Genomic DNA, 23,889 nt, shown 5'->3' with positions numbered 1-23,889 from the left:
GCGGGCTCAGCCCCAGGGGTCGGTGCTGTCGGTGCCGCCGGTGGAGTCGTCGGCGGCCGTGCTCGCGGGCGCGGCCGCCAGGGTCCGGGCGGCGGTGTGGCCGGCCGGGGTGTGACCGGCCTGGGCGTGCGCGCGGCCGGCGGAGAGGCCCAGGGCCAGAGGTACGCAGAGCACGGCGGCGGCGACGGCGGCGAAGGCGGTGGGGAAGGCGCGGTGGGTGAACATCGGGGGTCCTTTCCTCGGTGCGTGTCCGGCGGCAACTTCTGCTCCGAGGCTAGGAACCCGCGTAATCCCGTCCCTATGACGTCGCTATCGCGACGAATTGGCGGCCCGACGGCCGGGTCAGCGCAGGACCGTGCCGGGCCGGTGGGCGGCCTGGGGGAGGCGGTCCGGTTCGGGGAGCCCTTCCCAGTCGCCCTCCGAGGCGACGCACAGCGCGGCCACCGCGGCGGCGCGGGCGAGCGCCTCCTCGGTGGTCAGGCCGGCGAGGAAGCCTGACAGGCAGCCGGCGACGAACGCGTCGCCCGCGCCGACCGGGTCCACGGCCTGGACCGGGACGGCGGCGACCGGGATCGTACGGTCGGCGGTGATGCACACCGCTCCGGCGGCCCCGTCGGTGAGGACGACGGTGCCGGGGCCGTGGGAGAGCAGTTGCTGCCCGGTCTGCGCCGGGGTCAGGTCCGGCCGTCCGGTCACCATCACCGCTTCGTCCACGCTCGCGAACAGCAGGTCCACCAGGGGCAGTACGGCGGTCAGCGCGGCGCGCGCGGTGTCCTTCGACCACAGCCGGGCACGGTGGTTGAGGTCGAAGGAGACGGTGCCGCCGGCCGCGCGGGTGCGGCGCATCGCCTCGTGGGCGGTCGTGCGGGCACTGTCGGACAGGGCCAGGGTGATGCCGGTGGTGTGCAGCACGCGGGTGCGTTCCAGCAGCGGCCCGGGCAGGTCGTCGGGGTGCAGCCGGGAGCCGGCGGAACCGGCGCGGTAGTAGTGCACCCGGCTGTGGCCGGCGGCGGGCCGCTCCTTGAGCATCAGCCCGGTGGGCGCCTCGGGGTCGGTCACGGCGTGGACGAGGAGGTTCTCGCCGCGCAGCCGGTTCAGGACGGTGCGGCCGAGTTCGTCGTCGCCGACGCGGCCGATCCAGGCGGCGCGGTGGCCGAGCCGCGCGGCGCCGATGGCCACGGTCGACTCGGAGCCGGCCACGGACAGGCCGAGCCCGCGGGCGTGCCGCAGCGGGCCGATATGGTCGGGGGTGAGGCTCGCCATGGTCTCGCCGAGCACGGTCAGGTCGGTCCGGTCGGTCGGGTGGGTCGGGCCGGTGGGGCCGGTGGGGCCGGTCATGGCGGTCACGTCGTTCCGGTCGGTCGTGCTGGTCATCGCGCGGCCGCAGCTGCCACGAAGTCCCGTGCACGGGAGGCGAGTTCGGTCAGCGATCCGCCGTCGAGGGCGTCGCCCAGCAGGGGCGAGCCGACCCCGACGGCTACCGCTCCGGCCGCGCGGTAGGCGGCGATCTGCCCGGCGCCGATGCCCCCGGTGGGGACCAGCGGGATCTCCGGGAGCGTGGCGTGCACGTCGGCGGTGTAGGACGGGCCGCCGGCCCGTGCGGCCGGGAAGACCTTGACCGCTGTGGCGCCGGCCCGCCACGCGGTGAGGATCTCCGTCGGGGTCATCGCGCCGGGCAGGGCCGCCAGCCGTGCGTCGCGGGCGGCCCGGACCTGTTCGGGGTCGCAGTGCGGGCTGACGGTGAAGGTCCCCCCGGCGGCCCGTACGGCCTCGACCTCCTCGAGGGTGGTGACGGTGCCCGCGCCGAGGTACACCCCCGCGGGGAGCCGGTCCCCCGTCTCCCGCAGCGCCGCTAGGCACCCGGGGGTGCGTACGGTGACCTCGATCAGCCGAACCCCGGCGCCGGCCAGGACGCTGATCACCTCCGGCAGCCGGGTGCCCCGGGTGGAGCGGAGGATGGCGACCAGGCCGTGCCGCGCCAGAGCCTCGCCGAAGCGCCGGTCGGACCGTTCGGGCGGAGCGGGGAGGGACATCGGAACTCCTCGTGGGGTGGGGCGTTTGACGTGCCGTCAGTAGGTGAACTCCGGGTCGGCGCGCGGCCCGGCCGTCTCCCGTACCCCCAGCACCACGGTGACCAGCGTCAGCAGCCCGGCGAACATCAGGTAGTACGACGGGGCGAGGTCGTACCCGGTCCCGCTGACCAGCCAGGTGGCGACGTAGGGCGCGGTGCCGCCGAAGAGGCTGACCGACACGTTGTACGGGATGGCGATGGCGCCGGTGCGGATCCGCGCGGGGAACAGCTCGGCCATGCTGGCGTTGGCGGCCCCGTCGTACGCGGCAATGGGCAGCCCGAGCAGCACCATCGCGGCGACCGCCAGCACCGCGTTGCCGTAGGACATCAGCAGCAGGCAGGGCCAGGCCAGGGCGATCAGGCCGACCGAGCCGCCGATGAGCAGCGGCTTGCGGCCCACCCGGTCCGACAGCAGCCCCGCGGCGGGGATAAGGAGCGCCACGGCCCCCATGCACACCATCGAGGCGGCGAAGGACTGCGTCCGGCTGAAGTGCATCGTGTCGGTGAGGTAGCTGATCATGAAGGTCTGGAGGATCCAGTGCGCGACGCCCTTGAGGACGATGAGCCCGGCCAGGATCGCCATCGGCCCGGCGGCGGTGCGGAAGGTCTCCCGGACCGGCGACGCGGCGAGCTCGCCGCTCTTCTCGATCCGGACGAACTCCGGGGTGTCGTCGAGCTTCAGCCGGAGGTAGAGCCCGGCCATGCCCAGCGGCAGGGCGATCAGGAACGGGATGCGCCAGGCGAAGGAGGACATCTGGTCGTCGCCGAACCCGAGGGTGAGCAGCAGCGCGGTGCCGGCGCCGGCGACGAAGGCGACGAAGCCGAGGCTGGCGGCGTAACTGGTGTAGTAGCCGCGGCGGTTGCGGGGCGCGTACTCGAACAGCAGGCTCACGGCGCTGGAGGTCTCGCCGCCGGCGGCGAACCCCTGGACGAGCCGGGCGAGGACCAGCAGCCACGGGGCGAGCGTGCCCACGGTGGCGTAGGTGGGCAGCACGCCGACGGCGAACGTGGAGGCGGAGGTGAGGATGACCGTGACGGCCAGGGTGCGGTTGCGGCCGATCCGGTCGCCGAGCGGGCCGAAGTAGAGGCCGCCCAGCGGCCGGACGGCGAAGCCCAGCGCGAAGATGGCGAAGGTCGACAGCAGCGCGGCGGTGTGGTTGCCCTTGGCGAAGAAGTTCCCGGCGATCACGGACGAGAGGGTGCCGTAGATGCCGATGTCGAACCACTCGACGAAGTTGCCGATGCTGCCGGCCACGAGGACTCTGCCGGAGGGAGCGGAGGCGGACGTCCGCGTGCCCGACAAGGGCGCGGCGGCGGTCTGTTGGGACATGGGGACCTCGATGGGGTGCGGGTGGTCACCGCGTGCGGCGGTAACTCCGGGAGGTTCACGAACGGTGGCCGCCCTCTGCCGCGGCCGGTGACGTGGCGGCCGATGCCCGCGGGGCGGGGGCGGGACCCAGGTAGCCGAGGCCGACGCTGACGCTGTCCGCCGCCTCGATGATCCGGCGGCCGAGGTCGGCCTCGCGGTCGTGCAGCGCGATCGCGGACAGGGCACCGGAGACGGAGATCGCGGCGACGACGCCCCCGGTGTGATCGCGTACGGGTGCGGCGATGCAGGCGCGGCCGAGGGCGAGTTCCTCGACCTCGGTGGCCCATCCGCGCTCGGCGACCGCGGCGAGTTCCTCCTCCAGCGCCTTGGGGGTGGTGAGGGTGCGCGGGGTGTACGAGGGGAAGGGGCCGGCGCCGAGCAGCTGCGCGCGCTCCTTCGCCGTCATGCCCAGGGCGAGGCACTTGCCCATCGCGGTGGCGTGCAGCGGGTTGCGCTGGCCCAGCAGCGAGTACGACTTGTGGGCGAGCTGGCCCTCCACGTTCTGGAGGTAGAACAGCTCGCCGCCGCGGCGCACGGCCACGTTCGCGCCGAGCCCCAGCTCCCAGGCGAGGCGCTGGGTGACCGGCCGGGACTGCCGGTAGACGGGGTCGTTGTTCAGGGCGACGCCGGCCATGGAGATCACCGCGGGCCCCAGCTCGTACAGCTGGCTGACCGGGTCGCGGCGCACCAGCTCGGCGGCCTCCAGGGTGGCCAGCAGCCGGGATGTGGTGGACAGGTTGAGGTCGAGCGCCGAGGCGACGTCCGAGACCCGCAGGGCGGGACGCCCGTGGGTGAAGGCCCGGAGGACGGCCGCGGCGCGCTCGACGGTCTGGTTACCGCCTCGTTCGGAACTCATGGCAGAGATGTTAACGCTGCTTGCTCTATTTGCAACCCACGTGCAGAATCCACAGTGCACCGCTCGAAAAATGAAAGGCGCTACGCATGGCGAAGATCACCGAGGTCGTCACGCACGTTCTGAAGCTGTCGGGGCCCCGGGCCTACCTGGGGCGCCTCGACGACGGCGGCGAGCTGACGGCCGAGCGCGGCTATGTCGTCCGCGAGCCCTGGCGCAGCCTGTACTCCGGGCGCTTCGAGACCCTGCTGGTCGAGGTCCGCACCGACGACGGCTGCGTCGGCTGGGGCGAGGCCCTCGCGCCGGTCGGCCCGGAGGTGCCCGCCGCCGTGGTGGACCGGCTGCTCGCCGGGCAACTGGTCGGCCGGGACCCCCGCCGGGTCCGGCCGCTGTGGCAGCGGATGCGTGAACTGATGCGGGAGCGCGGCCACTTGGTGGGTCACCAGGCGGACGCCATGGCCGCCGTGGACATCGCCCTGTGGGACCTGCACGGCAAGCTGACCGGGCTTTCCGTCGCCGAACTGCTGGGCGGCGCCTACCGCGACCAGGTCCCCGCCTACGTCTCCGGCCTGCCGGAACCGACCGACGCGCAGCGGGCCGCCCTCGCCCGTGACTACGAGCGCAAGGGGGCGAGCCTGGTCAAGCTCGCCCTGGGCAAGGGCATCGAGCAGGACCTCGCCACCTTCGACGCCGTCGCCGCCGGCGCCCCGGGGCTGCGGATCGCGGTGGACGCCCACTGGGCCTACCGCCTGGAGGAGGCCGTCACCCTCGGCCGGGAGCTCGACCGGCGCGGCGCGCTGTTCTACGAGGCGCCGCTCGCGCCCGAGGACGTGGCCGGCCACGCCGAACTGGCCACCCGCGTCACCACCCCCGTGGCCGTCGGGGAGGCGCTGCGCAACCGCTACGAGTTCGCCGACTGGCTCGGCCGCCGCGCCCTCAGGCTGGCCCAGCCCGACGTCGCCCGCACCGGCATCACCGAGGCCGCCGTGATCTGCGAACTCGCCTCCGCCGCCCACGTGCCCGTGGCCCCGCACCACTCCGTCGGCCTCGGCGTCGCGCTGGCCGCGGGCATCCAGCTGAGCGCCGCCACGGCCGACTGCCCCTTCTTCGAGTTCCAGGCCGACTCCCTGCCGGTGGCCCAGAGCATCCTGCGCGTTCCGCTCGACGCGACACCGGCCGGATACACGCTTCCCACCGGGCCCGGACTGGGCGTCGAGGTGGACGTGGAGAAGATCACCGCACTGTCCGAGGAGAAGTGACCGCCGTGACCACCCCGCAGAGCCCGCAGGGCCCCCACGACCCGCAGGGCCCCCGCAGCGCCGACAGCCCCGAAGCCGCCCCCGCCGCCCGGCAGCCGCACGGCCTGATACCCATCCTCGCCACGCCCTTCACCGCCGCCGGAGACCTTGACCTGCCCTCCTTGCGCACCCTGGTGGACTTCCAGCTCGCCTCCGGCGTCGACGGGGTCGCAGTCTTCGGCATGGCCAGCGAGGGCTTCGCGCTCACCGGCGCCGAACGCACCGCGATTCTGCGCACGGTCCGTGCCACCGCCGGGCCGGACCTGCCGGTGGTGGCCGGGGTCAACGCCACCAGCACCGTCACCGCGCGCGAACAGGCCGTCCGCGCCGCCGAGGACGGCGCCGACCACCTGATGGTGCTGCCGCCGTTCCTGACCAAGCCCTCCGCGGGCCAGGTCCTCGACTTCTACGCCGAGGTGGCCGCGGCCGCGCCCGTACCGGTCATGATCCAGGACGCGCCCGGCGTCACCGGTGTGGGCATCGGCGTCGACCAGATCACCGCGCTCGCCGCGGAACCGGGCATCACCTCGGTCAAGGTCGAGGTGCCCGCACCGCCCGCCAAGATCGCCGCCGTCACCGCCGCGGTGGGCCGGCGACTCGCCGTACTGGGCGGGCAGAACGCCCAGTACGTCATCGACGAGGCGGACTGCGGAGCGGTCGGCACCATGCCCGCATGCGAGTTCTCCGACGTGCTGCGCGGGCTGCTGGACGCCCTCGGCGCGGGCGACCGCACCACCGCCCGCGCCGCGTTCCGCCGGCTGCTGCCGCTCATCCACCTCGGCATCCGCGCCGGGCAGGCGTGGGCGGTGCACAAGGAGGTCCTGGTGCACCGGGGCGTCATCGCCTGCCCCGCCGTACGCCTCCCTGCGGCACCGCTGGACGCGGCCACGCGCCGCGCCCTCGACGAGGTACTGGCCGAGACCGCGCTCCCCGCGTACCGCCCCGCGGGGTGAGCCCCGCCGCCCGACCGGCCTTCGCCGCGGCCTACGGGTGCGGCTTCTCGCCCCGCGCCAGCATCGCCACGAACTTCCCGATCCGGCGCGCGCGGGTCTCGGGCTTCTTGGCGTCCTGCACCCGGTACAGGATCGCGTAGCGGTTCTGCCGGTCCAGCGTCTCGAAGAACGCCGCCGCGGCCGGGTCGGCGGCCAGCGCCGCCGCGAGGTCGTCCGGCACCGTCGCGGTCCGCGCGCTGTCGTAGGCCGCGTCCCACCGGCCGTCCGCCTTGGCGCGGTCCACCTCGGCCTGTCCCGCCGGCCGCATCCGGCCCTCCGCGATCAGGGCCGCCGCCTTCTCCCGGTTGACCTTGGACCACCTGCTGCGCGGGGTGCGCGGGGTGAACCGCTGCAACCACCACTCGTCGTCCAACCCCGCCTTCCGGCCGTCGATCCAGCCGTAGCAGAGCGCCACCTCGACCGCCTGCGCGTACTCCAGCGCGACGACCCCGGGACCCTTCTTGCGCAGCTTCAGCCAGATCCCGGGCGAGTCGCCATGATGCTCGCCGAGCCACGCCCCGAACGCCTCGGCAGAGGCGAACGCCACGATCTCCCCATCCTGAGTCACCCCCGCAGCGAACCACACCTGCCCCCGCCCTTCCCGGCGCGCCGCCGTACGCACCGGCGCGCGGGAAGGGGGAGCGGCGTCAGGTTTCCTCGGCCATGGCCGCGATGGTCGTGGCCGCCCGGGTGACGACGGAGGCGAGTTCGGGGTCGGTCAGGGCCGGTGAGGCGCCGACCTCGTGCCGATAGCGGAGCTCGACGTCGACCTTGCCGAACCGCAGCCACGCCCACCAGGTGTCGCACACCTGGTGGTCGTACTCGCCGCACATGTACTGAGCCTGGTCCGCCTGCGGGACCCGTACGCCGATGTCGTCGGGCCGTGCGTTGCCGTTGAGGTACGGCTCCGTCCTCTGGGGCGAGGACCGGGTGAACTGCCGCGCGGCCGCACCGTTCGAGTGGTAGCCGTAGACGACCTCCACGAAGTCGTCGGTGGAGCGGCCCCAGGTGCGGGTGGCCTCGCCGTCCTCCGAGGGCAGGCGCCCGCTCTGCTGCCACTGCCCCGGCGCGGGCAGGCTCGGCAGCAGCAGGTCCCGCCGGGGACTCGTGGTCCGGTCCCGCAGGAACACCACGTACCCGCCGTAGAGCGTCGCCAGCACCAGGGCCAGCCCCAGGACGACAGCCGCCGCGATCACGCCACGTTCTCTGGTCACCATCCGCCCCCCTCGGCGTGCGCCGCCCCCCGGCACGCTGTGATGCTAGCGGCGCCCGCCGTCACAGAGGGCTGCTTGATGCCGACGTGACGTGGCCGTTGCAGTCGCCCTGGGGCATGGACTCAGGTCACCGTCAGGCTGTCGATGTTGATGCTGCCGGAGTCGGTGGGGCCCACCGTCAGGGTGATCGGGTCGGTGCCGGCCGGGAGGTCGGTGGGGACGGTGACGGTCGACCAGGTGTCCCAGCTGCCGGTGACCGGCAGTTCCACCTGGTGGGAGGCGCCCCCGGCGGTGAGGGTGATCGTGCGGGTGACGTTCTCCAGCGGCGGGCGCTGGCCTCCCAGGGAGTTGGCGTAGCGGATGGTGACGGTACGGGGGCCGGCGGCCGGGACGTCCACCGCGACGGTGCCGGCGGCCCCGGCGTACCAGCCGGCCACGAAGCCGCTGCCGGTGTAGCCGCCGTGGTCGTTCGCCAGCTGCGCGCCCCCGCTGAGCGCGCCGTCCTCGGCCTCGATGGTGGAGCCCAGCGGCGACGGCGTCACGACCGGGAGCAGGGCGGTGGCGGTCTGCGTGTCCCGTCCGGCCGTGCCGTCCCAGCTGGTGGTGGCGGTGAGCCCGGCGGCCGTGGTCGCCTGTCCCGCGGGCGGGGTGACCGTCCACCGGAGGTCGGCGTGGCCGTCCGCGGCGATGGTGACCGCAGCGGGGTCGCCGCTGACCTGCCAGCCGTCCGGCACGCGCAGGCTGCTCTCCACGTGCCGGGCGTCCGCGCCGCCGACGGAGGTGAGGGCGAGGCGCACGGTGGCGGCCTTGCCGGGCGAGGTGCCGTCGGCCGTCAGCACCCCGGTGAGGTCGGCCGCCTGCGCGCGCGGCACGGAGAGCGAGGCGACCGACGCGGCCACCGCGCCGTCGAACGACAGGCGCACCGCGGTGGCCTCCGTACGGCTCCAGCGCGCCACGAGGTCGCCCAGCGGCGGCACACTGCCCTGGTCCACCTGGTGCCAGGCCGCCCCCGGCCCGTCCTGGACCTCGACGGTGTACGTGTCCGGGCGGGTGGTGCCCCACCGCACGTGGAGGTGGTCGGTCAGGTTGCGGCCGGACAGGGCGACCTGGAGGGAGGAGGACGTGGCCGAAGCCGTCCACGTGGTGGTGTCGTTGCCGTCCACGGCCCCCGCGGGCGGCATCGCGGGTTGCACGGACTGCGCCGATGCCGCCTGGCAGCGGGCGAGGTCGTCGGTGGCGGCCTGGTCGGGGCGGGCGGTCGGCAGGGTCAGCGGGCGGCCGCGGGTGACGTGCTTGTCGCCGTCGGGCGTGCCGAGGGTGAGCGCCTTGCCCGACACGAGCGTCACCGTGGTGGTCTTCGCACCGATGTGCACGTCCAGCCGGCTGCCGCGGTACTGGATGCCGGCCAGGGTGATACCGGAGGCGAGCTGCGGCGGAAGGGTGGGGGCCAGCGTGAGGCCGTCGGCGGTCCACCGCATGCCGCCGAAGCCGTACAGGAAGGTCTGGAGGAAGCCGCCGGCTCCGGTGGCGAAGGTGAACGCGGGGCCGGTGCCGCCGCCTTGGAGCGGCACGTCGCCCTGGGTCTCGGCGAACTGGCGGAACGGCCCCTTGATGTAGGGCTGGTAGGAGTTCTCGAACAGCGTGTAGTCCAGGCAGCCGGGCTGCTGGATCTGCGCGGCGACCACCGACTCCACCGAGTTCGTCATGGCCGGCCCGTTGACGTCGGTGACCGGCATGTAGCGGTCGAGGTCCGCCGCGGCCGACGACGCGTCGGTGACGTAGCCCAGCGGGTAGCTGAGCATGACCGTGTCGGCCTGCTTGACGGTCTGGTCGGTGTAGCCGGCGTACTCCGGGTGGCTGCCGTCGGCGTCGGTGGGCACGGCGATGGCGTCGGCGATCGCCGTCCACGCCGGGTCCGGGCGCTGGTGCAGTACGGCGGCCGCGGCCGCGGCGTCCCTCAGGGCGAGGACGGCGCCCGCGTTGGTGGTGGCATTGTCGTCGACGTGCTCGTGGTACTCGTCCGGGCCGGTGACGCCGTCGATGTGGTAACTGCCGTCCGCGGCCTTCGTGACCCGGTCGGCCCAGAACGCGGCGACGTCCTTCAACACCGGGTAGCCGTAGTCCTTCAGCCAGGTGGTGTCCCCGGTGGCCTGGTAGTACTGCCACTGCGCGAGCGCGATGTCGCCTTCCAGGTGGTCCTCGAAGGTGACGCACATCGGGTGGCCGAGGTCGCCGCATGCGCCGCCGGGACCGTTGTCCCAGGCCCAGATCCCTCCGCCGTAGCCGTTGGCCTTCGCGTTGGCCTCGGCCTGGACCCGGGTGCGCGAGCGGAACATGACGACGGACTCGGCGAGTTCGGGGTGGAGGGCGAGCAGCGAGGGGAACATCCAGGTGTCGGCGTCCCAGAAGATGTCGCCGTTGTAGTCCTGGCTGGTCAGGCCGGCGGGCGGGATGCTCCACGAACTGCCGGCGCGCAGGCTGGAGTACAGCGTGTAGAAGGACATGTTGATGTCGGCCTGCAGGTCGCTGTCACCGGCCGCCTCGATGTTGGGCTGCCACAGCGCGGCCCAGTCCGCGTCGTGCCGAGCGACGAGCTTGGACCAGCCCTGGTGGACGGCGGTCTCGACGGTGGCGGCCGCGGTGGCCGCGGGGTCGCCGGGATCGTCGGAGGTCGCTGTGCCGACGTACTTGGTCACGGTGTAGGTGGCGCCCGCGGTGACGGGCATCGTCCAGTTCTCGCCCGCCGTGGCCGTGTCGTCCGACGGCTCCGCGGCGGTACGGGCGGAGACCTTCGTTCCCGGGCCGGCCTGGAGGCGCTGCGTCTCCACCACGCGGGTGCCGTTGCCCGGCGTGGTGAGCCGGACGGTCGCGGTGTCCGCGGAGGTCGCCACGGAACGGGAGGTGGCGCTGACGCCCTGCGCGCCGGCGCCGTCCAGGAGTGCGGACAGGTCCAGGTTCCCGCTCCACCGCGGGGTGACGGTGAGGCGGACCTGCCCGAGGTGCTCGAGCGAGCGGTTGGCGAGCACCTCGACGCGTACGCCGGTGGCCTTGCCGTCCTCGGGCGTCCAGGTCAGCGAGGTGTCGACGGAGCCGTGCGCGAGGTCCAGGCGCTGCCGGTAGTCGCTGATCTGCTCCTGCGGCGCGGCGGCGTCCAGGGTGTGCCCGTCCACGCCGAGGGCCATGGTGCTCCAGGTGGGGAGCGAGACCATGTACTCCATGTCGGGCACCGCGGAGGTCAGGCCCTTGTTGTAGAGGCCGGCGACCATGGAGGTGGTCAGCCGCTGCTTGGGCTGCTGGTCCAACTGGTAGCCGGACGGCCCGAGACCGCCCTCGTAGCCCTGCCCGACGGCGGGCAGCCGCTCGGCGAGGTAGCCGTTGCCGACGAAGGGCATCGTGGTGATGTCCTGGGCGGTGTAGGAGCTGCTGGTCAGCGTCCACGGGTCGGCGGCGGCCGCGGAGCCGGGGGACTGCCCGGCCCGTGCCTGGGCACCGCCGGCGCCGCCGGCCGCGGCGGCCGTGCCGGCGGTGCCCGCCGTGACGATCAGCGCGGCGGCGATCGCCACCGCACGGCCTGCTCTGCGCATCACCGTTGTTCCTTCCGTCGGGTGGAGGGGCGCCGTCCGTGGGTGGTCGGACGCCGTGCGCGGGGCGGGCCGGCCACGCGGTGGCCGGCCCGCCCCGGATCGCCCGTGGGCGTGGGGCAGTCGGGCGGCCGTCAGGTCTGCGGGTGGTACTGCCCGGCCACGTCCGCGGCCGTCAGCGCCCGGTCCCACACCTGGACCTGGTCGATGGCGCCGGGCCACGGGTCGCTGGTGTGCCCGCCGGAGAACGCGCGCCCGATGGCCAGCGGGCCGTTCGCGGCGGCCCCGGTGGCCTGGTTCCACACGGTGGTCTGCGCGACGCCGTCCACGTAGAGGGTGTAGGTGCCGGCGTCGGCGTCGTGGACGCCCACCAGCTGGTACCAGCGGCCGGTCTGCGGCTCCTGGTCCGACAGCGCGCGGCCGCCGCTGGTGGAGAACGCGAACCGGTGGTCGGCCGAGGAGTACTGGAGGTAGAAGCCGCTGCTGGTGGTGCCGTCCTGGCTGACGGCGGTGGCGAAGCCGCCGGAGGAGTCCAGGCGTACCCAGGCGGAGACGGTGAAGTTGCCGGCGGTGTCCAGGACCGGTGCGGCGGTCTGGGCGTACTGGTCGGAGCCGTCGAGTTGCAGGGCAGTGCCGGAGACGCCGGACACCCAGGCCGGGGCGCCGGTGAGGGTGGCGTCGTGTGCGCCGGAGCTGTCGTGGGCGGTGCTGCCGCTTCCCTCGTCGAGGGTCCAGGTGCCGACCGGGTCCTGCCGGCCGGCCGGGTAGGCGACGCGGAGGTTCTGCAGCCGGTGGGTCGACTGCCGTGTGCCGCCCGCGGGCCGGTAGGTGGCGGTGGCGGTGAGCGCCGCGGCGCTGCCGGGGTCGGCGGTCGGGGGAGCGTGCAGAGTGTAGGTCCACACCGCGGAGCCGCCCGGGCGGATCGCGCCGGAGGGACGCGTGGCCGGGTCGGCCGACCAGCCCGGGGGCAGGCCGAGTTCGACCTGGGCGGAGGTGAGCGGCCGCTGGGTCGTGTTGCGCACGGTGACGCTGATCGGCGTGGACGCGGTAGCGGTGACCAGGCCGCTCTGGTTGGCGGGCCCGACGCTGAGGGCGGCGTCGGGGCTGGAGGGCGCCCACGACTGGAACTCGGTGACGCCGACGAAGGCGCCGGGCGGGTCGGTGAACACCAGCCGCACCTTGCTGGTGGTCAGCTGCGGGAAGGTGACGCGGTTGGTGCCGTTGCCCACCGGCTGGGCGGGGCTGTGCACCTGGCCGGGCACGTCCTTCCACGCCGAGCCGTCCCAGAACTGGAGGCGGTAGCCGGCCGCCGGCCGGACCCCGCCGCCGTCGTCGTAGCCGGACCAGCGGATGTCGCTGACGGGTGTGGGGGCGCCGAAGTCGACGCCGTAGAAGTCGCTGCTGTTCGGGGAGGCGTAGTTCGTCCAGCGGGTGTCCTCGGGCACCTCGTCGTACCAGGTCTTGCCGTCCAGGGCGTTCCAGGCGTTGTCGTTCTGCCAGGTGTAGGAGGCGATGGGCTGGGGGTAGCCGGTGCGCAGCGGGTTGGCGGCGTCGTCGACCAGGCCGCCGGCGGGGGCGGTGACGGTGCCGCCGACCCGCACGGTGGTGTCGCGCAGCGTCGCCGAGCGCTGTACGAGCCTGCCGTCGACGTACAAACTCAGGCCGGCGCCCTGGTGGTAGTGGCTGCCGTCGCGGTCCCACAGCACGGTGACGTTGTGGCCGTGGTAGGGCACGTTCTCGGCGGCGAAGTGGTCCCAGGAGGCGGGGACCAGCGGCTGGACCTTCAGCGTGTCGCCCTGCTGGGGGCGCAGGCCGATCAGCCCGGACAGCACCAGGTCGTCGTAGGTGGAGTGGTTGTAGTCCTCGCTGTGGTCGGCGCCGTCGTAGATCCAGGCGTCCGTGTCGGGGTCGTGGGCCTCGGCGACGTACGGCGTGCCGTTCTTGGTCTGGGTCCTGGCGTAGGTGGCCAGCGCCGCGGCGTAGTCGCCCTTGGCGATCGACGTCTGCGCGGGGTAGTCGTCGAGCAGGTCGGCCAGCCCGGTCAGGGTCTGCGACGTGGCGAAGGGCCAACTCGGGCCGTCCCAGCGGCAGCACGTGCCGGCGTCCTTCATGAAGTACGGGCTGCGGCGCTCGGCCGTGGTCGGCCCGTAGGCGCCGGCGAAGCCCTGGGGGTCGAGCAGTTGCGACCACGCGCCGGCGTCGGACGGCTGGGCGGCGCCGAACATCCAGGGCAGGTAGCCGATCTCCTCGCGGGTGCCGGACAGCTGGTGGTCCGGATTGCCGTCGCGCGCCATCGTGTAGTAGAAGCCGCGGCTGGGGTCCCACAGCCACTTCTGCATCGCCGACTTGAGCTTCGCGGCCCGCCCGGCGTACTCCCGGGCGAGCGCGCTGTCGCCGGCCAGCCGCGCGATCTCGCTGATCGCCTCCGCGTCGCCGTACTGGTACGAGTTGAGCGTCGGCCGGTAGCCCGCGCCGCCGTGGTAGGGGTCGCCGGAGGCGTAGGAGGACGCGGAGTACTCCATCGCGTCCCACACCGGCACCGACCAGTACAGGCCGAGGCTCGCGTCGAACTGCTCGTCCCAGCCGCGGTACTGGCGGACCAGCGCCGGCAGCAGCGAGGTGACCTCGGCGTAGTCGCCGGTCACCTCGGCCTGCTGGTAGGCGGCCGTCGCCAGCCACACGCTGTACTCGTGCGCCCAGTCGGTGGTGTCGGCGTTGACGTCGTCGGTCGCCGGCTTGGCGCCCGCGCCGGGCCCGGTCAGCCAGAACCGGATGTAGTCGTCGTCGTACGTCTGGTCCCTGACCCAGCGGCCCTCGGTGATCTGGTGGCCGGCCGCCGCGTCGATCGCCTGGTAGGGCGCGGCGTAGCCGCAGCAGTCGAGGAACTCCGTGGAGATCCAGCCGTCCTGCGGGTCGGTGTAGCGCAGGTGCTCCTTGTAGGTGCGCCAGCGGTAGTAGTAGACGCTCTGCATGGTGGCGTCCGGCAGGTCGACGAACGGGATGTTCGACTCGTACCAGTCCGGGTCGGCGAAGCCGGACAGGTAGGACGCGTCGTCCAGGATGTGCGTTCCGGCGCCGACCGCGGAGGCCGGGGTGCCGGGGCCGGCGGCGGGGCTGCTGCCGGGGCCGGCGGCGGCGCTGTCGTACGCGCCCGCCGCGCGGGCCGGTGACGCCGGGCTGACCAGCGCGAGCAGGACGAGGGCCGCGAGGGCGGCGGTGAAGGCGAGCCAACGGCCCCTCGGCGCTCCGATCGATCGCGGCCCGCGCCTGCCCGAGGACACCACTGCTGGGACCATCTGACGGTCCTTTCGTCATCGCCCTACAACGATGTAACGCACAGATTCCGCCACCGGGACACAGGAACCGTCAAGGGTTGCGGCAGGAGTTGATGCAAAGCGCCTTCGCCGACGGATGGTCATGACCCGTATGTGTGCAGCTCATCGCTGTGACGCCGGCAGGTCGGCCCGGGAGGATTTTCCGCGTGCGGGGGACGGGCCGAGGGTGCGAGGGGGCGCCGCCCGGGGGAGCCGGGGGCCCTCGGAGGCCGCGGATTTACATCGTTAGAGAAGCCCGCGCGGCGCGCTGAAGGGGCCGCGCGCGATCGGGGCATGGGGGCAGAAAAGGGGCCCGACCGCGTCGCCGCCCCGGGCCCCTGGATCTTCCTGTCGGTAGTCGCCGGCCGCGCGCTCAGGCGGTCGGCGGGAGCGGGGACCACACGCCGAACCACTGCTCGGCGCCGTACTCCTCGAACCGCTCCACCTCGGTGAACCCCAGCTTCGTCGCCACGCGCAGCGAGGCGCCGTTGGCGATCTGGGTGGACAGCACCACCGGCTCGTCGGGACGCGCGTCGGAGAACCAGCCGAGTGCCGCCGCGCCGGCCTCGGCGGCGTATCCGCGCCCCCATGCCTGCGGCAGGAACATGTAGCCGAGTTCGGCCTCGCCGGCATCCGGACGGACATGGCCCGGGCGTTCCGCGTCACGCGGGTCGAGCGTGATCATGCCGATCATGGCGCCGTCGAGTTCGACGACGAAGACGCCGAATCGCCGCCCGGGCACCTCTGGCATCGCCCGGTCGAGCTGCTCCCGCGGTTGCGCGCCACCGATGTAGGTGCCCACCTCCGGTGAGGAGAACAGTTCGACGAACGCCGCACGGTCGCGGGCCTCGGACGCGCGGAGCACCAGGCGTTCGGTCTTGATCGGGGCAGGCGGCCATGCGGCGAGTTCGGTCTCACTCATGGTCGGCAACCTATCGCACAGAGCCGGACCGGGGACCCCGGTTCGGTTCCACCGGCTGGACGACGGTCTCCGGCGGGTTCCGCCTGCGGACCGAGTCTCCTGACGGATGCCAGTACGGCACGAAGCACCGATAAGCGAACCTCTGGTGCAGAGATAGGAGATCGACTACCGCGCTCAAGCGCATTGCGCAGGCGAACGACAGGAGTTGACGAGAGTATGTCGCTCACCTTGACCGAGCGATTCCTGCGGGGGCTGGAACTATCCCCTGACCGTCCGGCGGTACGGGTCGGCTCGGACGTCGTCACCTATCGAGAGGCGCACGAAACGGCCTTGCGCTGGGCGGGTTCACTCATCGCGCAGGGCGCTCCCCGGTCGGTGGGGGTGCTGGCGGGCAAGAGCACGACGGCCTACACGGGCTTGCTGGCGGCCCTGTACGCGGGTGCCACCGTCGTTCCGCTGCAGCCCGGCTTCCCCGCCGAGCTCCTCCGCCGGATGATCGAACTGTCCGGGCTGGACACGCTGATCGTCGACGACCGCGGCCTGGCGGTCCTCCCGGAGATCAGCGATCAGCAGGCGCCTCCACGCGTCCTCGACACCGGCGGATTCGCCGGCCGGTTTCCGACGATCCCGATGCTTGAGCGTCCCGGACTCTCGGCACCGGTGAAAGCGGCTCCTTCGGACCGGGCGTACATCCTGTTCACATCTGGTTCGACCGGGGTCCCGAAGGGCGCTTCCCTGACCCACGGCGGTTTCGCGCACTACTTCGACCTCCTTGACCGGCGGTGCGACTTCGGGCCTGATGACGTCTTCTCACAGACCTTCGACCTCAATTTCGACTGCGGAATTCACGACGTGTTCTCGGCATGGGGCGCGGGCGCGACGGCGCAGGCGGTGCCGCCGTCGGCGTATCGGGACCTCCCTGGGTTCCTCGCCGAGCACGGGGTGACGGTGTGGTACTCCACGCCGAGCGCCATCTGGATGGCCCGGGAGATGGGCGGGCTGGAACCGGGCGCACTCGCCGGCCTGAGGTGGTCGTTCTTCGCGGGCGAGGCGCTGCGCTGCCAGGACGCCGCGGACTGGCAGGCGGCGGCGCCGCGAGCCAACGTGGAGAACCTCTACGGACCCACCGAGTTCTCCATCAACATCACTTGGCACCGCTGGTCGGGCGAGGAGTCGCAGCTGGCCGGCGCCAACGGCACAGTGCCGATCGGGAAGGTGCACGAAGGCCACGACTTCCGCCTTGTGACCGAGCAGGGCGAAGAGTCGTCCGTGGAGGGCGAACTGTGGGTCACCGGTCCGCAGATGGCGACCGGGTATCTCGACCCGGCCGACGAGGAAGGCCGGTTCGTCGAGTTCGACGGCCGGCGCTGGTACCGCATGGGTGACCGGGTGCGCGCCAGTCCCGGCGGTGAACTCACCTACATCGGGCGCATGGACTCGCAGGTCAAGGTGCACGGGTGGCGTGTCGAACTGGCGGAGGTCGACCATGTCGTCCGCCAGTGCGACGGAGTGGGCAACGCGGTCACGGTCAGCCGGCCCGCGGCGTTCGGAACGGAACTGGTGGTGTTCTACACCGGCGACAAGGTGCCGGAGACCTCGCTGGCCGAAGGGGTGCGCGCGGTGCTGCCGGACACCGTCGCTCCGCGCCGATACGTCCACCTGGACGGCTTTCCGCTGAACTCCAACCGGAAGGTGGACCGGCTCACGCTGCGGAAGTGGGCCGCGGAGTTGCCCTGAGCCGCTCAGGGCGAGCACTTGGTACGACCCGAAGCCAGACGACAGCCCGTGACAGGTCCAAGGGAAGGCAGCCGTGGTCAACTCGTCCGGAACCGCAACGGAACATTCCGCGCTCACCAGCGTCCTGCCCCGGTGGCCGTCGGCCGACCCGTCCCGGGAGACCGGGTGGCAGACGTACGAACTCGCGATTCCCGCCGAGGTCCGTCACGCACTGTCGGGAAGGGACCGGCAGTGCGCGGCGCTGGCGGCGGCGTACGCGAAGGTGGCCTCGGTCCTGACCGGGGAACGGAGCGTTTCTGTCGGCTACCGCTCGGCCGGCTGCGACGAGCCGCGTCTGCTGAGGATGACGGTTCCGGCGGGCTCCTGGCTCGACCTGATCGGGCAGGCGGAGCAGGCGCTGCGGGAGTCCGACGGTGCCCCTTCGGGCCCGCGGCCTTCCGGACACCTCGCCGCGGATCTCGAAGCCGTCCTCGACGTCACCGGTTGGACCGGAGACGGGAGGACCGGGAGCGAGCACGGCGATCCGGCTCTGCTGTGGAGTTTCTCCACGGCGGCGGACTCAGCGCGCCTCCGGCTGAGGTATCGAGCGGACTGCTACGGCGAAGAGTGCGTCGCGCGCTACGCGGGCTACTACCTGCGCGCTCTCGACCTGCTGCTCCGTGACCCCCTTGCCGGACACGGCGATCACAGCCTCGTATCGCCGGGTGAACTGGACGTCCAGCTACGTGAGTTCGCCGGGCCCGTGGTCGCTCTGCCGGCACAGCGGTTTCACCGGCTCTTCGCCGAGCAGGCCGCGCGGACCCCCGGTGCGCTGGCGGTCAGGGACGGGGATCGGTCGTGCACCTACGCGGAGCTCGACCGGCTGGCCAACCGCATCGCGAACTGCCTGCTGGCCGGCGGTCTGACGGCGGAGAACGTGGTGGCCGTGAACCTGCGGCGGTCGGTCGAATGGGTTGCGGCGATCATCGGGGTGATGCGGGCCGGGGGCGCGTACCTGCCGGTCGATCCGCAGTGGCCCGCCGACCGGCTGCGGGTGGTTCTCAAGCAGGCGGAAGCGCGGGTCGTGCTCGTCGACGAGGAGAGCGAGTCCCTCACTACGGTCGTCACCGAGTCCCTGGGCGATGCCGCGCGGGTCCTGACCATCGGCACCGCCGCGGCCGAACCGGCCGAAAGTGATCCCGGGATCGCCGTGGCCGCGGACCAACTCGCGTACATCTACTTCACGTCCGGCTCCACCGGGGACCCGAAGGGGGCCATGTGTGAGCACGCCGGGATGGTGAACCACCTCCTGGCGAAGCTGGAGGACCTGGAGATCGGCTCCGGGGACATGCTCGTGCAGAGCGCGCCCGCCACGTTCGACATCTCGTTGTGGCAGGCGATCGCACCGCTTCTCGTGGGGGCGGCGACGACCGTGGTCTCCGCCGAGACGGTGCGGGACATCGACGACTTCATCGCGACGGCCGAGCGCGTGGGCGCCACCGTGATCCAGGTCGTTCCGTCCTACCTGGAGATGCTCACGGCACGCCTGTCGGAGATCGAGCCCGCGCGCAGGCTGCCGGCGGTACGGCACGTGGTCGTCACGGGGGAGGCCCTGAAGAAGGGCATCGTGGAACGGTGGTTCGAGTTCTGCGACATTCCGTTGACGAACGCGTACGGGGCGACCGAGGCATCGGACGACACCACCCACCATGTGATGCGGCGGCCGCCGGCGTCGGCGTCCGTGCCCGTCGGGAAGCCGGTGCGCAATGTGCAGGTACTGATCGTCGACGAGAACCTCCAGGTGGTGCCCATGGGCGCACCGGGGGAGATCGCGTTCGCCGGCGTCTGCGTCGGCCGGGGCTATGCGAACGACGACAGGCGAACGAGGGCGGCCTTCGTCGAGAGCCGAACCGAGCCGGGGCTGAGGCTGTACCGAACCGGTGACTACGGGCGGTGGCGGCAGGACGGTGTCCTGGACTTCCTGGGCCGCCGCGACGAGCAGATCAAGATCCGCGGGGTGCGGGTCGAACTCGGTGAGATCGAGAACGCGATGCTGCGCATCGAGGGCGTGCGCGATGCCGCGGTGGTCGTCAGACGAGGCGCTGACGCCGACACCGGACTGGTCGGCTACTACACCGCGGCGTCCCCCATCGAGACCGAGCTGATCCGCGAAAGCCTCGCGGAGGCGCTGCCCGCGTACATGATCCCGCCGCACATCCAGCGCCTGCCCAGCATGCCGCTCACGGACAACTCGAAGATCGACAAGAAGGCCCTGGCGAACGAGCTGGGCCACTCCCCGGTGGCGCGATCCGAGGCTGTCCCGCCTCGGACGCAGACGGAGCAGATGCTGGCCGGCCTGTGGGAGGAACTGCTCGGTCTGCCGGCTTCGAGCGTCGGCCGGAACGACGACTTCTTCGCGCGAGGGGGCAGCTCGCTGTCGGCGATCCGGCTTGTCGTCAAGCTCGGAAAACAGGTGTCGCTGCTCGATGTCGCCCGCACTCCGGTGCTGTCCGACCTCGCGGCGACGGTCGACAGCAGACGGGCCCTTTGAGTAAGGGCGCCGACCGAGGGAGGACGACAGGATGCCGGATCACGATCAGGCTCAGGATCAGCGAGGAAAGCTCCTACGGGCGCTGGAGTACCGTCAGGTGTTCGACGATCGGCTGGAGCGGATCGAGCGGCAGACGTCCTTCGACGCGGACTACGCGGTGGAGACCGCACAGAACGTCGAACTGTGGGATCTCCCGGAGGCGGATCTGATGCCGGTGGGGCGGAACGCCAGGTACTCGCCGACGCCGGTCCGTACGGTGCGCAACGCGCTCGGCCGGTGCGGCGTCAGGCATGAGGAAGTGACGTTTGTCGACGTCGGCTCCGGAAAGGGCCGGGTCCTGCTGCTGGCGGCCGAGTTGCCGTTCCGCCGGATCGTCGGCGTGGAGGCGTCGGAGACGCTGTGCGGCATCGCCGCGAGCAACGTGCGGAAGGCCGCGGAGAACCGCGACGGCTTCGACCGGATCGAGATCGTGCACGCCGACGCAACCACCTACGACATTCCGGATGACGGGGGGCTTTTCTACTTCTACGAACCCTTCTCCGTCGAGGTGGCCCTGACGTTCCTGGGGAGGGTCGAGGACTCGATCCGCCGCCACCCCCGTCGCGTGGTCCTCTGCTTCACCGGCAGGGGACAGCCGGACGGGCAGGGGACCGAGCTGGAGAAGACCCCGGTCGCCGCGGCCGCCGCGGAGATCCGGGACGGGTGGCGGCTGGTCGAGGTCGTTCCCTCGCCGGACGCGGAATTCTACGACTCCTTCCTCTACGAGTACGTGGACACCGCGCACCTGCCCGGAGACGGGGTGTGAGACGAACAGGGGGCCGCCCGGTGACCGGGCGGCCCCGCCGTCTCACCGCGCGCCGGCCGAACGCAGCGATCGCCCCGCCTCCCGGTACCGGCTGCTGACCTTCTGCCGGGAGAGGGTCGCGAGCACGCAGTCCCCGGGGGCCCGTTCGGCCGCACCCAGGTCCAGGGCCAGGCGGCGGTGGTCGCGGCTGTACCTGTCCTCGAGGCGCCGGATCGCCCTTCGGAGGTCGTCCGCGCCGTCGTGGAGTTCCACCAGCCCCCGCGACTGAAGCCACGTACTCCCGCCGCGGAACTTTGTGACGGACAGGGCGGCCGCGGGACTGCGGCGCAGGGCCTCGCAGTCGCGCCTGTCGACGAGGAACGAGATGCGGGTCTCGCCGCGGACGTCGATCACGTCGAACCCGAGCTGGCGACAGCGCAGGAGACCGGAGCGGTCGAAGCACGCGAGGTGGCCGTAGGTGGCGTTCAGCGGCCGGTACCCGGGATGCCCGGAGTGGCGCACCACGCCGAGAACGGCCAGCTCGTCGCCGGCACCATACGGAGCCGACCCGTCCGTGTCGCGCGCGTCAAGCGTCCGGAAGTCCTCGTGCCGGTTCGCTGCGGACCACCGCGGGGGACGGGTTCCGCCGTACCTCGGCGCCAGTCTCCGGATGTAAGGGGCGGTCCGAAACGCGGGTACGTCGCCGAGGTCGTTGCGGACGCGGTAGGCCAGCACCTCCAGCCGGAGCCGCTCGTTGCCTTCACGCCGATCCCAGCTCGTGTAGTTGCCGTCCGTGTGTTCGCTGATTCCCGGCTTGCTGTACAGGGCGGCCAGAGCGCGGATGACAGTGCGTTCGGGGTCCGGTGACTGTTTCACGAAGCCGCCCACTTCGTAGCAGAGCGGGCTGCCGATGCCGGCCGGTACGGACAGCGCGACCATCGGGTCCAGGGCGGTGGCCCTCGCCTTGATCCTGTTCTCCACGGTGCTCATGACCACGTTCCCACCGGCGGCGGTGGCCCAGAGCGGCGTGACGCTCACGCCTCCCAGTCCGGTGTGGACGGCCAGATGCGCGTAGGGGCGATCAGGACTGGGCAGATGGGTGGACCGTCCGAAGGGCGGTTCGAGGATCGAGCATTCCTCCGTGGTGAGCGGAAGGCCCGGCACCTGGTCGATCAGGGCGGAAGTCCTCCGCGCGCGCTGCTTGATCTCCTCCCGGGCAGCTCGGGCCAGGGCAAGACCGTCTCCTGACAGCCCCCGTCGCTGCGCGGCATCCGAGAACAGCCGCGCCCATTCGACGGCGGGCGCCCGACCGAGTTCACCGGTCGCGTCCCGATCACCCTGATGCACGTGTACGCCCTCCTTGAGACGCCGGACGGGCCCCCCGACCCGCTCTGTCGGGGGCGCGTTGTCCCGGGTGCGCGGCCGTCCTGGTCAGCCGAGCCAGGACAGGAAGTGTGTGAGCTCTTCACGCAGCTGACCGGTGGAAGGCCGCTCCACCGTGATCTCGGTCCTGGCCTGCTCGCCGGCAGGTGACGTCCGGTAGACGTTCGTGAAGTCGGTCTCGGCGGGCTGCTGCAGGACGATAGAGGCGGCGGCCCTGCCGGCCGATCGCGAGATGCAGTGCAGCACCTGGTGATCGATGTGGTAGACCGTGCCGGCCGGCAGGAGGGCCGAGAACACGTTGCGGAGCCGTTCCCTGCCCTGGGCCTCCAAGGAGAAGGCCTGCCCGGCCCCTACCGGAAGGTACTTGAAGTGGTGGTACTCGTCTCCGGGGCCGATGGTGAACTCCTGGGCGAAGTACTCCCCCGCCACCAGGGCGGTCGTGAAGTCCCAGCGGTGGGAGTGGATGTCCTCCGTGATCGTCCCCGAGGCGTCCGGCTGCGGGTGCCAGACGTGGAGGCGCAGTTTCCACGGGTTCTTGTCGCCGGACAGCAGCACGACTTTCAGGAAGTTGTTCGCGTGGTAGTACGAGCGGGCGGCGATCTCGGCGAGGGCTTGGCCGTCAGCGATGACCTGGCCGATCAGGGATCGCAGTTCCCCCGGGTCGGCGAGGCGGCGGACCACCGACTCCGAGCCCTGGAAGGTGTTGCCGGAAGCGCTGCCGACGACCAGTTCCAGGTGATCCTTTATCTCCTGCAGAGTCGCCTCTGGCACAACCTGCACCATGACCTGTTTCTCCTTCTGTGGATGCTGGCGATCAGCGGATCGATGGATGGGGGAAAGCGTTGCCGGCGCGACGGCCTGCCTCTGCTCCTGGGACGGACGAACCGGTGCCCCCGGGCGTTACCGGCCGAGGGCGATCAGGAATTCGGGGGACCCCTCGAAGGCGGACCGGCCCTGGGCCATGAGGATGTTGTCGACGATCAGCAGGTCCCCCCGACGCCATGGGACGCCGATCCTCACCGCGTCGTAGGCGTGGTGCACGGCCGCCAGATCCTCCTCGGACAGCGGCGACCCGTCGCCGAAGAAAGTGTTCATCGGGAGGTGCTCCCCGAAGGCGTTGGCCATGATCACGCGCTCGGTCGGGTCCAGGCTGCCGGCGTTCAGGAAAGCGATCTGGTTGAACCAGCACTCCTCCCCGGTGACCGGATGGCGGAGGACGCCAGGCCGGTGCCGCACGGTGTGCAGCGTGCCGTCGGGGAGCCACGCGGAATCGATCCCCGCGGTCTGGAAGAGATCATCGAGCGCGGCACGATCCGTCACGGAGAACGCCTCCGGCCATGAGATGCCGAACCCCTCGTGGAAGACCCGGGTCATCGTCCAACCGCCCGTCCGTACCCGGTCGGCGAGCTGGGCCGGCAGGTGATCGGCCACTCGGCGGGCGTCACTGAGGTGGGTCCGCCCGTCGCCGTCGGGCGGGGTGACGCACGCGGTGAGCACCACGGAGGGGAACTCCCTGCTGAAGGAGCTCTCCTGGAAGGGGCAGATGATCCTGTCCTGCGGCCAGCTGATGGGGGAGAGGATGCCGTCGCCCCGGTCGCTCCGGTGGTTGAAGGACTCGGTGGGGGTGAACGGCTCGATCCCCAGGGAACCGCGCGCCTCGGCCAGACTGTCCCGGTCATCCACCGGCAGGCCGTGGATGACCACCGCCCCGTGCTTCAGCATCCGGTCACGAACGGTCCCTGCCATGTCCCGCAGCCACGAGAACGGTGCCTCGCTCGGGGCGTCGAAGGAAGGCAGGGACAGCTCCTCCCGCAGTGCCGGGGTCGTCTCGCTCACTTGGC

18 protein-coding genes are annotated in these 23,889 nt (G+C 72.2%); 5 read left to right on the top strand and 13 right to left on the bottom strand.

Going from position 1 to position 23,889, the window contains the following annotated elements; all coding sequences use genetic code 11:
* Positions 1–6: 6 nt before the first annotated feature.
* The 5 genes from WA788_RS10690 to WA788_RS10670 all read right to left on the bottom strand — a co-directional run bounded on the left by WA788_RS10690 (position 7) and on the right by WA788_RS10670 (position 4,296).
* Positions 7–225, bottom strand: a complete 219-nt coding sequence (locus tag WA788_RS10690; protein ID WP_335974982.1) for a hypothetical protein — start codon at positions 223–225, stop codon at positions 7–9.
* A 117-nt stretch (positions 226–342) separates the two neighbouring features.
* Complete coding sequence (locus tag WA788_RS10685; RefSeq protein ID WP_335974979.1) at positions 343–1,374, bottom strand: sugar kinase; 1,032 nt, start codon at positions 1,372–1,374, stop codon at positions 343–345.
* Positions 1,371–2,033 carry a bifunctional 4-hydroxy-2-oxoglutarate aldolase/2-dehydro-3-deoxy-phosphogluconate aldolase gene (locus WA788_RS10680; protein WP_335974974.1) on the bottom strand — a complete coding sequence of 221 codons (663 nt, stop codon included), beginning with the start codon at positions 2,031–2,033 and terminating at the stop codon, positions 1,371–1,373. Before WA788_RS10680 ends, WA788_RS10685 begins: the two co-directional genes overlap by 4 nt.
* Before the next feature lie 36 nt (positions 2,034–2,069).
* Positions 2,070–3,401, bottom strand: a complete 1,332-nt coding sequence (locus tag WA788_RS10675; protein ID WP_335974969.1) for an MFS transporter — start codon at positions 3,399–3,401, stop codon at positions 2,070–2,072.
* Between the two features lie 55 nt (positions 3,402–3,456).
* Positions 3,457–4,296: an IclR family transcriptional regulator gene (locus WA788_RS10670; RefSeq protein WP_335974965.1), complete on the bottom strand. Its 840-nt coding sequence runs from the start codon at positions 4,294–4,296 to the stop codon at positions 3,457–3,459.
* 86 nt (positions 4,297–4,382) lie between these two features.
* On the opposite strand from WA788_RS10670, the gene WA788_RS10665 reads away from it, so the two are divergent.
* Both WA788_RS10665 and WA788_RS10660 read left to right on the top strand, forming a co-directional pair.
* Positions 4,383–5,552 carry a mandelate racemase/muconate lactonizing enzyme family protein gene (locus WA788_RS10665; protein ID WP_335974960.1) on the top strand — a complete coding sequence of 390 codons (1,170 nt, stop codon included), beginning with the start codon at positions 4,383–4,385 and terminating at the stop codon, positions 5,550–5,552.
* A 5-nt stretch (positions 5,553–5,557) separates the two neighbouring features.
* Positions 5,558–6,544, top strand: coding sequence for a dihydrodipicolinate synthase family protein (locus WA788_RS10660; protein WP_335974956.1), 987 nt, complete (start codon positions 5,558–5,560; stop codon positions 6,542–6,544).
* Between the two features lie 31 nt (positions 6,545–6,575).
* Here the strand turns inward: WA788_RS10660 and WA788_RS10655 are convergent, their stop codons facing one another.
* From WA788_RS10655 to WA788_RS10635, 5 genes are all read right to left on the bottom strand, one after another.
* Positions 6,576–7,169 (bottom strand): YdeI/OmpD-associated family protein, encoded by a 594-nt coding sequence (locus WA788_RS10655; protein WP_335974951.1) that lies wholly within the window; start codon positions 7,167–7,169, stop codon positions 6,576–6,578.
* A 61-nt stretch (positions 7,170–7,230) separates the two neighbouring features.
* Positions 7,231–7,800: a hypothetical protein gene (locus tag WA788_RS10650; RefSeq protein ID WP_335974949.1), complete on the bottom strand. Its 570-nt coding sequence runs from the start codon at positions 7,798–7,800 to the stop codon at positions 7,231–7,233.
* Positions 7,801–7,919: 119 nt separating this feature from the next.
* A complete protein-coding gene (locus tag WA788_RS10645) occupies positions 7,920–11,381 on the bottom strand; it encodes a glycosyl hydrolase family 65 protein (RefSeq protein ID WP_335974945.1) in 3,462 nt (1,153 codons plus the stop codon).
* Between the two features lie 131 nt (positions 11,382–11,512).
* Entirely contained in the window at positions 11,513–14,674 is a 3,162-nt protein-coding gene (locus WA788_RS10640; RefSeq protein ID WP_335974941.1) for an MGH1-like glycoside hydrolase domain-containing protein, read from the bottom strand.
* A 391-nt stretch (positions 14,675–15,065) separates the two neighbouring features.
* Entirely contained in the window at positions 15,066–15,614 is a 549-nt protein-coding gene (locus WA788_RS10635) for a GNAT family N-acetyltransferase (protein WP_335974936.1), read from the bottom strand.
* Positions 15,615–15,830: 216 nt separating this feature from the next.
* Here WA788_RS10635 and WA788_RS10630 point away from each other — a divergent pair, with 216 nt between their 5' ends.
* The 3 genes from WA788_RS10630 to WA788_RS10620 all read left to right on the top strand — a co-directional run bounded on the left by WA788_RS10630 (position 15,831) and on the right by WA788_RS10620 (position 20,686).
* Entirely contained in the window at positions 15,831–17,351 is a 1,521-nt protein-coding gene (locus WA788_RS10630; protein ID WP_335974932.1) for an AMP-binding protein, read from the top strand.
* A 73-nt stretch (positions 17,352–17,424) separates the two neighbouring features.
* Positions 17,425–19,881: a non-ribosomal peptide synthetase gene (locus WA788_RS10625; RefSeq protein WP_335974930.1), complete on the top strand. Its 2,457-nt coding sequence runs from the start codon at positions 17,425–17,427 to the stop codon at positions 19,879–19,881.
* 31 nt (positions 19,882–19,912) lie between these two features.
* The gene (locus tag WA788_RS10620) at positions 19,913–20,686 is read left to right on the top strand and encodes a class I SAM-dependent methyltransferase (protein WP_335974927.1); all 774 of its coding nucleotides are present in this window, start codon (positions 19,913–19,915) and stop codon (positions 20,684–20,686) included.
* A 42-nt stretch (positions 20,687–20,728) separates the two neighbouring features.
* Here the strand turns inward: WA788_RS10620 and WA788_RS10615 are convergent, their stop codons facing one another.
* The 3 genes from WA788_RS10615 to WA788_RS10605 all read right to left on the bottom strand — a co-directional run bounded on the left by WA788_RS10615 (position 20,729) and on the right by WA788_RS10605 (position 23,884).
* Positions 20,729–22,012 (bottom strand): hypothetical protein, encoded by a 1,284-nt coding sequence (locus tag WA788_RS10615; protein ID WP_335974924.1) that lies wholly within the window; start codon positions 22,010–22,012, stop codon positions 20,729–20,731.
* Positions 22,013–22,096: 84 nt separating this feature from the next.
* Entirely contained in the window at positions 22,097–22,831 is a 735-nt protein-coding gene (locus WA788_RS10610; protein ID WP_335974922.1) for a hypothetical protein, read from the bottom strand.
* Positions 22,832–22,948: 117 nt separating this feature from the next.
* On the bottom strand, positions 22,949–23,884 hold the full coding sequence (locus WA788_RS10605; protein WP_335974918.1) for a TauD/TfdA family dioxygenase: 936 nt from the start codon (positions 23,882–23,884) through the stop codon (positions 22,949–22,951).
* Positions 23,885–23,889: the final 5 nt, after the last annotated feature.

Origin of the sequence: Streptomyces sp. CA2R106, from assembly GCF_037034245.1 — a bacterium.
GTDB lineage: Bacteria > Actinomycetota > Actinomycetes > Streptomycetales > Streptomycetaceae > Actinacidiphila.
Note: the sequence above shows the minus strand (reverse complement) of the source record. Positions and strands in the feature narration are given on the sequence as shown.

Excerpts from the sequence above, each read along its gene's own strand:
- WA788_RS10690 (WP_335974982.1), bottom strand. The coding sequence starts at position 225 with ATGTTCACCCACCGCGCCTTCCCCACCGCCTTCGCCGCCGTCGCCGCC.
- WA788_RS10685 (WP_335974979.1), bottom strand. The coding sequence starts at position 1,374 with ATGACCAGCACGACCGACCGGAACGACGTGACCGCCATGACCGGCCCC.
- WA788_RS10680 (WP_335974974.1), bottom strand. The coding sequence starts at position 2,033 with ATGTCCCTCCCCGCTCCGCCCGAACGGTCCGACCGGCGCTTCGGCGAG.
- WA788_RS10675 (WP_335974969.1), bottom strand. The coding sequence starts at position 3,401 with ATGTCCCAACAGACCGCCGCCGCGCCCTTGTCGGGCACGCGGACGTCC.
- WA788_RS10670 (WP_335974965.1), bottom strand. The coding sequence starts at position 4,296 with ATGAGTTCCGAACGAGGCGGTAACCAGACCGTCGAGCGCGCCGCGGCC.
- WA788_RS10665 (WP_335974960.1), top strand. The coding sequence starts at position 4,383 with ATGGCGAAGATCACCGAGGTCGTCACGCACGTTCTGAAGCTGTCGGGG.
- WA788_RS10650 (WP_335974949.1), bottom strand. The coding sequence starts at position 7,800 with ATGGTGACCAGAGAACGTGGCGTGATCGCGGCGGCTGTCGTCCTGGGG.
- WA788_RS10645 (WP_335974945.1), bottom strand. The coding sequence starts at position 11,381 with ATGCGCAGAGCAGGCCGTGCGGTGGCGATCGCCGCCGCGCTGATCGTC.
- WA788_RS10640 (WP_335974941.1), bottom strand. The coding sequence starts at position 14,674 with ATGGTCCCAGCAGTGGTGTCCTCGGGCAGGCGCGGGCCGCGATCGATC.
- WA788_RS10635 (WP_335974936.1), bottom strand. The coding sequence starts at position 15,614 with ATGAGTGAGACCGAACTCGCCGCATGGCCGCCTGCCCCGATCAAGACC.
- WA788_RS10630 (WP_335974932.1), top strand. The coding sequence starts at position 15,831 with ATGTCGCTCACCTTGACCGAGCGATTCCTGCGGGGGCTGGAACTATCC.
- WA788_RS10620 (WP_335974927.1), top strand. The coding sequence starts at position 19,913 with ATGCCGGATCACGATCAGGCTCAGGATCAGCGAGGAAAGCTCCTACGG.
- WA788_RS10610 (WP_335974922.1), bottom strand. The coding sequence starts at position 22,831 with ATGGTGCAGGTTGTGCCAGAGGCGACTCTGCAGGAGATAAAGGATCAC.